Origin of the sequence: Microcystis sp. M31BS1, from assembly GCF_020245285.1 — a bacterium.
Lineage (GTDB): Bacteria > Cyanobacteriota > Cyanobacteriia > Cyanobacteriales > Microcystaceae > Microcystis > Microcystis panniformis.
The window spans coordinates 1-7,357 of sequence record NZ_JADBVE010000180.1; the positions used below are offsets into that span (position 1 = coordinate 1).

Here is a 7,357-nt window from a genome sequence, read left to right on the forward strand (position 1 = left end):
AAAAACGCGCATAAAACTCCGGATCATTCTGAAACTGAACTTCGGTAAAATAAATCGGTAAATCTTCCCGTTCTGGTAGAAAGACTCCATCGATGCGAAAAGATAGTTGTTTCACCTCTACGGAGGAAAATCGATAGAAATTGGCTAATTCCCCGGGAAAGTCGATTAACTCAAACAGAAGACCTGGAAAGGTTTGAAAAAGTCGGTAGAAAATCGTGTCGGTTTTCATGAGTTCGGTCTATCCCTCTGGTGCGTCACTGGGTTCTGGAGGAGTATTTTTGACTTTTTTGGGGTTAATTGCCTTCGGACTGGCAATAAAGAGCGATTTTAGCCAATTCCATCGCTTTTTTAGTAAGGATAGCATCGAAGAAAGGGGTCAAGGAAGATAAGGAAATTATATCTCTACTGCCGAAAGTGGTCCCTCTACCGGTTCAAATTCGTCCTCTAATAGCCAATTTTCCGCTTCCTCGTAACTCGCACCGGTGAATACTACCTGATAACCCTCAGAAGGATCGTACACGCGATAGTTTCCTGAAGATTCAGCGAGTAAAAGCAAGATATAGGGGGGAGATAGCAGCGGATCGATCCAAACCTCGGCAAAATTCCAATTATTATCGGCTAGGTTAGCTGCGGGGGATAACGTCCTAGGGGTTTTCTGCATCGATCCAATGTTTTCTAGAATGGGGAGAGAATTAATTGCCATCGATCCATGATTCAGAGTATCTCGTCCTCTTGGTTGTCTGAGTATTCCTCGGCAGTTGCCGCAGGAATTTGCGCTATTTTAGTCTTTTTTGGTTGGTTATGCCTACATCTTAATCTGATCGGCCTAGCTTTAATCCTACTACCGATCGCATATGTGGTGGGAGGATACGAGAGTACCCAAGCAGGATTAACGACTTTATTCGAGGAAAAAGAACTGGATGTGGACCTGTTAATGATTGTAGCGGCGTTAGGGGCGGCGATTTTGGGACTCTGGGACAGTAATTACTATCTCATCATCGATGGAGCCATTTTAATCCTGATTTTCGCTATTAGTGGCGCATTAGAACAGATTGCCATGGCGAAAACCGATCGCAATATTCGTTCTCTCATGGCTATGACTCCCGATACTGCTAGATTAATCACGGGAGACAGCGAAAAAGAGGTTCCTATCAAGCAATTACGGATCGGTGACACAGTTTTAGTCAAACCGGGTGAATTAATCCCCATTGACGGCATTATTATGGAGGGAAACAGTCCCATTAATCAAGCGCCAATTACCGGAGAATCCCTTCCCGTGGATAAAACCATCGGGGAAGAAGTCTTTGCGGGAACTCTCAACGGTGCGGGAGTGCTACGCTTAAAGGTGGAAACTCCCCCCGAAAGTCGCTTAATTGAGAGGGTGATTCGTTTGGTAGAAAAGGCACAAAATGAATCCCCTCCCTCCCAACAGTTTATCGAAGGTTTCGAGCGGGGTTATGCGAAAATTATCGTGATTTTGGGCTTAATTTTCGGGATTTTACCGCCTTTTTTCTGGGGTTGGACCTGGGAAACCACTATCTATCGGGCCTTAATTTTTCTCGTGGTGGCTTCTCCCTGTGCTTTAATGGCCTCAATTATGCCAGCTTTGTTATCGGGTATCGCTAACGGGGCAAAACAGGGGATTTTATTCAAAAATGGCGCAAGATTGGAGATGATCGGCCGCATACGAGCGATCGCTTTTGATAAAACCGGCACTCTCACCCTTGGTAAGTTGCAAGTGGTGGAAATTATCCCTATCCATGCAGTCAGCGAAAATGAGGTGTTAGCGGTGGCTGCATCCCTAGAATCCTGTTCCGAACATCCCATCGGGTCCGCTATTACCAGCACAGCGCTCGAACGTGGTATAAATTTCTTCAGTGCTAATCAGGTACAAGCGGTATCGGGACGAGGTATCACGGGAAAAATTGCCGATAAGTCGGTATCTGTGGGCAATTTTGCCTATATTCGTGACCATATTGCTGATCTTGACCAGAATATTCTAGCTACCCACGAACGTTTACAAAAAGAAGGTAAAACCCTCGTTTGGGTAGTACAAGAGAATCAGATGCTCGGTGCGATCGCTGTGGCCGATACCCTTCGTGAATCGGCAGTTAATCTGGTGGAGCAGCTAAAAAAGATCGGTATCGAACATATCGTTTTAATTACGGGTGATAATCAACAAAGTGCCGATAAAGTCGCTAAAAAACTCGGTATTGAGGAGATTTACGCTGATTTACTGCCTGAAGATAAGTTAACCGTGATCAAAAATCTGCAAGAAAAATATCACACTGTCGCTATGGTAGGAGATGGCATTAATGACGCGCCCGCTTTAGCTATGGCTAATGTGGGGATTGCCATGGGAAAAGCGGGTAGTGATGTGGCCTTGGAAACGGCCGATATTATCCTTATGTCCGATAATTTAGCCAAAATTCCCAGCGCAATTAACCTTGGTCGTCGTGCCAATCGCATCGTTAAACAGAATATCACTTTCGCCCTCGCGTTTATCGGCATATTGCTAATAGCGAATTTTGTTGGTGATATAACTTTACCTCTAGGTGTCATCGGTCATGAAGGATCGACGGTATTAGTGACTCTCAGCGGTTTAAGATTGTTGAATTAAGGATAAAAATACAGGGAACTATGGGCGAAATCCAGGCAATCCGAGGCACAAAAGATATTTTACCGGCGGAGGTCGGTTACTGGCAGTGGTTAGAGGAAACTGCCAGCAGAATTTTAGGGACTGCGCTGTATCAAGAGATACGAACTCCCATTTTTGAACAGACGCAACTTTTTGAACGGGGTATCGGGGAAGCGACGGACGTGGTGGGAAAAGAAATGTACAGTTTCCTCGATCGCGGTCAACGTTCCCTGACTTTGCGACCGGAGGGAACGGCTGGGGTCGTTCGCGCCTATATTGAACACAAATTACAGGCCGCTGGAGGAGTACAAAGACTCTGGTATAAGGGGCCGATGTTTCGTTATGAACGTCCGCAAGCGGGTAGGCAGCGACAGTTTCATCAAATCGGGGTCGAATTGTTGGGAAGTGATGACCCTAGGGCGGATGTGGAAGTAATTACCCTTGCCAGCGAGATATTAAAAGCTGTGGGGGTAGAAAACCTAAAATTAGACCTTAATTCCCTGGGAAATGCCCAAGATAGGCAAAATTATCGTCAGGCCTTGCTAGATTATTTGACTCCCTACAAAGCTGATTTAGATGCGGATTCTCAACAGAGATTAGAAAAAAATCCCCTGCGAATTTTGGATAGTAAGGACGAGAAAACCAAGATTATCTGTAAGAATGCCCCCAGTATTCTTGAACACCTCGGTAGTGATTCTCAAAAGCATTTTGAACGGGTGCAATCTTTACTAACCGATTTGGGAGTTATCTATAATCTTAATCCCTGTTTAGTGCGAGGATTGGACTATTACACCCATACGGCCTTTGAAATTCAGTCCGATGATTTAGGCGCTCAAGCCACGGTTTGCGGTGGTGGTCGTTATGATGGTTTAATAGCTCAATTAGGCGGTCCAGACACGCCAGCAGTGGGTTGGGCAATCGGTTTAGAACGTCTGATTATATTATTACAACAAAAGCAATCTTTATCTTTTTTGGTTCCCGATTTTTATCTCGTCTCCAAAGGAGAAAAAGCTGAGGCCCGCAGTGTGGTGTTAGCGCAACAATTACGCGGATTGGGGTTTAGCGTTGAGTTAGACTTAAGCGGCAGCGCTTTCGGAAAACAATTTAAACGGGCCGATCGAGCTAAGGCGGTGGGCTGTATAATTTTGGGGGATGCTGAGGCTGAAAATGGCACGGTACAACTGAAATGGATGGCCACCCAAGAACAAATTAGTCTAACCCAAGCGGATTTATTGACACAAGCAAGGGAATTAAAAGCGCAAATCTCTCGGCACAAATCCTAAGTTTTAGCGTCATGGCCAAACATTAGGCCTAGGCTAGGATTATGGAATTTATACTGCAAAAACAAGGGGAGAATCACGGACACACAATTTCTAATAATTCTCTAGAAATTGTCTCGGGAAACTATCGTCTCTTGGCCCGTCTGGATTCTCCTTTTGCTCATATTGAAGTGCGTATCGATTACGAATCTCCCGAAAGTAGCGAACGATATACCCATTATTATCGATCGGATGCTGGGGGTTGGCTGGAAATTTTTTCCTATCGAGATTTAGGAATAGGTAGCTGGAAGATTCGCTGTTATGGGGATATTCTGGCAGAATTGGGGGGGCAAGGTTGGCAAGAAATGTTAACTTTAATTGTTACTCCTGTTAAGATCAATTATCTGGCTCAATTAGAACAGTTAATTAAAACCGAAATTGAACCTTTATTAGCACAAGAATCCTCTCCGGAGATGGTAAAACTAGAATTTGCTGATTTAACCAATAATTCTGCCTTTGTTTTTGATTTATGCCTACCAGAGGAAACAATGACCGCTAGGGAAGGGGTAACTCTAGAACTGCCGGAACCTGCTAATATGAAAAAGAGCCTTCAAAGTTTATCTAATCGCAATTCTGCACCCCTACCCCCGAAAATATCCGGTTCTAATTCTCGCCGAAAATCACCGCAACTGCCCCCAATTCCTAAAAATAAATAACCTGATAGTATGTAATGATGAGGTGAGGCAGCAACTTAAACCTAAGATTTTTTCAAGAACTTCTGACGAACTCGCGAGATTAATAGGTCTAATTCTGGTAACTTCAATAACATCGCACCGAGGAGGAATAAACCCACCGCTACGGTCGAAGCCAAACCTAACTGTAATAATTGTAGGAAAATATTACCAGCACCGAAAACCTTTTCCCAACCCCAACTAGCTCCCCAACTAGCAACACCAGAAAGTATTGTAATTACCGTTAATCCCAATAAGGATAAACCCCATTCTCCCAGAGGTAAACCCCCTAAACGACGATTTAAAATCACCGTAAAAATGCCCATAGAAAGGATATTAACCCCTACGGTTGCTAAAACAATCCCCGGGGTACCAAAAGGTCTATACAAGAGGAAATCCAGCACACCATTGAGAAAAATATTCACCATACTCACCTTAAAGGGAGTGTCGCCATCACCCAAAGCATAGAACACTCGTACTAAAACATCGCGACCGAGATAGAAAAACATCCCGAAACCGTAGGCCATTAATACGGGAACCACCTGTTCCGAGGCAGCCAGATTAAAGGCACCCCGTTGATAGATAACTCGCACTACCGGGAAAGCGAGGGCGATAAAGATAGCGGTGAAGGGTAACATGGTTAAAGCCGTCAATAATAAACCCTGACGGATTCTTTGCTTCAATTCTCCCCAATTTTCCGGTTCCGTCAGTCGAGAAAATATCGGCATAAACGGCACGAGAATCATGTTGGACATGATGCCCAAGGGCGTGAGAACGATAAAACTGGCGTAACGCATGGATGCGGCGGCATTTTCGATAAAAGAAGCGAAAAAGAGGTCAGTATAAACGTTAATATGCAACATTCCCGAAGATAAGGTCGCCGGAATCATCACCCGCAACACCTCCGACACCCCCGGTATCCGCCAATCCCAACGAAATGTTAATTTTCCTAAACCTGCCTTGACTTGTGCGCCCACTTGTGCTAACCATTGCCAGAGCGCCCCAACGAGAGTACCGCCGGCGAGGACAAAACCCCCCAGTTGCACATATTGCGGCTCATCAATGCGATCGCCAACGAACCAAGCCAGCAAACCCACCCCGATAATCACCGCCACACTGGAAAAAAGCGGACTGAGACTCGGTAGCCAGTATTGATCCGCCGCGTTGAGAGTACCGAAACCGATGCCGATTAAACCAGCTAAAACCGCCATGGGGGCCATAATTTGCAGTTGTTGAATGGCCATGCTGCGGGTGGCGGCATCTAAACCGGGGGCGAGAACATCGATAAAAATATTGGCAAAAACGATTAAAAAGACGGTGACAGCTAATAAAATCGCACTGACTAGGGTGGTAATAGTCTCGACAATCGGCGCGGACTCGGATTTATCTCTTTTGGCCAAAACACTGACCAAAGCACTGTGAAAGGGGCCGTTAATGCCACCGAGGAGAATTAACAGAAAACCGGGGATAACGTAGGCAAAAGCGTAGGCGTTCACCACTGGCCCGACACCGTAGGCAGCGGCGATTACCTGTTCGCGGACTAAACCAAAAACCTTACTGATTAAGGTGGCAACGGCGACAATTCCGGCAATACCGGCCAAGGAACGGGTAGCTTTCTTAGTAATGATGACACCTCGAAAGAAAACAACTGCATTGATCGATTCTACCCGTTTCTGTGTTCCCGCCGAAAAGCGCTCTCTAGTTGTCAAATTTAATTTGACTGGAGTGTATAACAGCCATTTCCCCACAGACATTCGTATAATACCAAGAGCCAACCGAACCATAAATATTGATGGTTCTACTCTTGATCACGAAAATCGCCCGTTCAAGAAAACTTAACAATGCCACCAGCGATCGCAGTTTTAAAGTTTAATTAACCAGAAGATAGCGATCGCACTGACCTCCGACAAGATCGGCGCTCGCCCTCAAGAATTGCCCTAAAGTGTATCTCGGTATTCTTCAAGTAGGGCTAAAATATCTGCTAGTTAGTTTCTGTGGAAGTTGTTGGGGTTAAGTTAGAATCGGATGATTGCAGTACGGTATCGAGTTTCGATTCGAGTTCGGCGAGTTTCTCGTTCTGTTTTTTCAAGTCGGACAAGCCCCCGTAGGATTTGATCCAATGTAACAAGGCTGAAAGTAATCCCTGCGAAGAGAAGTCCGAACCATTGGGGGATGATAAGTAGTCGTGCAAAATAATTTCCTAGTGAAGATAGGCAAGAGGCAAGAGGCAAGAGGCAAGAGCGGGGTTAGATATGTGTAATTAATTTTGCCTAGGTACTTAATTTGTTCGTTGCCGAGTTGGATTGAGTCATCGAAAATTTGGGTCTGAAACCCCGTCGTTCTACGACGGCTTTACTGTTAAATATGAGCATCGTTTACGAAATATATGCTAAAATGTGAGGTATGGAAAAAGCCAGAAGTGTTGAACGGGGAAAAAAGTCGTACAAAATTTGATATTATAGATAAGAAAACAAAGTAAATATACACCAATAAATGTGAATAAGCCATGCTAACAATTTTCCCAAAACTAATGAAAGAGCTTCTCAAGCCACTCCCCAAAAATGACTATCCCGCATTAAGTACATTTACTTTTGGGTAGTGATTCGGTAGTAGTGGTAAGCCATCTTGCTTATCTGGACTGAGTCGTGTAGAATATTTACTAATAAAAATAATTGCTTGATAAATGTTGGGGATTTGCTTTTTATGATTGCTATTTTTATCAATATCTT

Annotated in this window: 7 protein-coding genes; 3 read left to right on the plus strand and 4 right to left on the minus strand. The window is 44.6% G+C overall.

From position 1 onward, the window contains the following. The 3 genes from IM509_RS10530 to IM509_RS10540 form a co-directional block, all read right to left on the minus strand. On the minus strand, window positions 1–229 hold a 229-nt coding region (locus IM509_RS10530; protein ID WP_272079409.1), incomplete at its 3' end, for a DUF2887 domain-containing protein. Between the two features lie 9 nt (window positions 230–238). Next, on the minus strand, window positions 239–364 hold the full coding sequence (locus IM509_RS10535; RefSeq protein WP_260441341.1) for a hypothetical protein: 126 nt from the start codon (window positions 362–364) through the stop codon (window positions 239–241). 30 nt (window positions 365–394) lie between these two features. Next, the gene (locus IM509_RS10540; protein WP_072927646.1) at window positions 395–703 is read right to left on the minus strand and encodes a hypothetical protein; all 309 of its coding nucleotides are present in this window, start codon (window positions 701–703) and stop codon (window positions 395–397) included. Between the two features lie 6 nt (window positions 704–709). Here IM509_RS10540 and IM509_RS10545 point away from each other — a divergent pair, with 6 nt between their 5' ends. From IM509_RS10545 to IM509_RS10555, 3 genes are read left to right on the plus strand one after another with little or no spacing between them, the layout of a single operon-like run. After that, window positions 710–2,620, plus strand: a complete 1,911-nt coding sequence (locus IM509_RS10545; protein ID WP_072927644.1) for a heavy metal translocating P-type ATPase — start codon at window positions 710–712, stop codon at window positions 2,618–2,620. 20 nt (window positions 2,621–2,640) lie between these two features. Continuing rightward, the gene (hisS, locus tag IM509_RS10550) at window positions 2,641–3,921 is read left to right on the plus strand and encodes a histidine--tRNA ligase (RefSeq protein WP_052278230.1); all 1,281 of its coding nucleotides are present in this window, start codon (window positions 2,641–2,643) and stop codon (window positions 3,919–3,921) included. A 41-nt stretch (window positions 3,922–3,962) separates the two neighbouring features. Next, complete coding sequence (locus IM509_RS10555; RefSeq protein WP_052278229.1) at window positions 3,963–4,613, plus strand: hypothetical protein; 651 nt, start codon at window positions 3,963–3,965, stop codon at window positions 4,611–4,613. 41 nt (window positions 4,614–4,654) lie between these two features. Here IM509_RS10555 and murJ read toward each other — a convergent pair whose 3' ends face one another. Then, entirely contained in the window at window positions 4,655–6,382 is a 1,728-nt protein-coding gene (gene murJ, locus IM509_RS10560) for a murein biosynthesis integral membrane protein MurJ (protein WP_052278583.1), read from the minus strand. Window positions 6,383–7,357 lie beyond the last annotated feature (975 nt).

Coding starts and splice junctions, on each gene's coding strand:
- IM509_RS10555 (WP_052278229.1), top strand. CDS start 3,963: ATGGAATTTATACTGCAAAAACAAGGGGAGAATCACGGACACACAATT.
- murJ (WP_052278583.1), bottom strand. CDS start 6,382: ATGTCTGTGGGGAAATGGCTGTTATACACTCCAGTCAAATTAAATTTG.
- IM509_RS10540 (WP_072927646.1), bottom strand. CDS start 703: ATGGCAATTAATTCTCTCCCCATTCTAGAAAACATTGGATCGATGCAG.
- hisS (WP_052278230.1), top strand. CDS start 2,641: ATGGGCGAAATCCAGGCAATCCGAGGCACAAAAGATATTTTACCGGCG.
- IM509_RS10535 (WP_260441341.1), bottom strand. CDS start 364: ATGCTATCCTTACTAAAAAAGCGATGGAATTGGCTAAAATCGCTCTTT.
- IM509_RS10545 (WP_072927644.1), top strand. CDS start 710: ATGATTCAGAGTATCTCGTCCTCTTGGTTGTCTGAGTATTCCTCGGCA.